Raw genomic sequence first — 1,354 nt, 5'->3', positions numbered from 1 at the left:
GCTGCACTTAGAACGCTCTCCTACCACTGATCGTAAGATCAATCCGCAGCTTCGGTGGTGTGTTTAGCCCCGGTACATTTTCGGCGCAGAGTCACTCGACCAGTGAGCTATTACGCACTCTTTGAATGATGGCTGCTTCTAAGCCAACATCCTGGTTGTCTAAGCAACTCCACATCCTTTTCCACTTAACACACACTTTGGGACCTTAGCTGGCGGTCTGGGCTGTTTCCCTCTCGACCATGAACCTTATCACCCACGGTCTGACTCCCAGAACAAAGTCTATGGCATTCGGAGTTTGACTGAATTCGGTAACCCGATAGGGGCCCCTCGTCCAATCAGTGCTCTACCTCCATGACTTTCTATTCTGAGGCTAGCCCTAAAGCTATTTCGGAGAGAACCAGCTATCTCCGTGTTCGATTGGCATTTCACCCCTACCCACACCTCATCCCCGTAATTTTCAACTTACGTGGGTTCGGGCCTCCAGTCAGTGTTACCTGACCTTCACCCTGGACATGGGTAGATCACACGGTTTCGGGTCTACGACCGCATACTCACTCGCCCTATTCAGACTCGCTTTCGCTGCGGCTCCGCTTCTGCTGCTTAACCTCGCATACGGTCGTAACTCGCCGGTTCATTCTACAAAAGGCACGCCGTCACCCATTAACGGGCTCCGACTACTTGTAGGCACACGGTTTCAGGTTCTCTTTCACTCCCCTTCCGGGGTGCTTTTCACCTTTCCCTCACGGTACTGGTTCACTATCGGTTACTAGGGAGTATTTAGCCTTGGGAGATGGTCCTCCCGGATTCCGACGGAATTTCACGTGTTCCGCCGTACTCAGGATACACTCCGGAGGGAGAAAGGTTTCGACTACAGGGCTGTTACCTGCTCTGGCTGAACTTTCCAGATCGATTCGTCTACCTTCCTCCTTGGTAACTCCAAAGGAGTGTCCTACAACCCCAGAAAGCAAGCTTTCTGGTTTGGGCTGATTCCGTTTCGCTCGCCGCTACTCGGGAAATCGCGTTTGCTTTCTCTTCCTCCGGGTACTTAGATGTTTCAGTTCCCCGGGTCTGCCTTCCTATACCTATGTATTCAGTATAGGAGACTGTTCCATTACGAACAGTGGGTTTCCCCATTCGGAAATCTCCGGGTCAAAGCCTACTTACGGCTCGCCGGAGCATATCGGTGTTAGTCCCGTCCTTCATCGGCTCCTAGTACCAAGGCATCCACCGTGCGCCCTTATTCACTTAACTATCGTCGTGAAAAGACGTTTACAATTTCAATTAGATGTCTTGTCATCAAGTCTCATCGTTAGATGAAGACTATGATTCCTTATCCAGTTTTCAAGGTTCACCT

Annotated in this window: 1 rRNA gene; it reads right to left on the bottom strand. The window is 50.9% G+C overall.

Going from position 1 to position 1,354, the window contains the following annotated elements:
* Nucleotides 1-1,251 (bottom strand): 23S ribosomal RNA (locus LC036_RS18335); the annotation flags it as partial.
* Between the last annotated feature and the right edge of the window lie 103 nt (nt 1,252-1,354).

It is taken from the genome of Halobacillus litoralis (genome assembly GCF_020524025.1).
Lineage (GTDB): Bacteria > Bacillota > Bacilli > Bacillales > Halobacillaceae > Halobacillus > Halobacillus litoralis_D.
The sequence above is the reverse complement of the archived record's forward strand: the minus strand, read 5'-3'. Positions and strand labels throughout refer to the sequence as shown.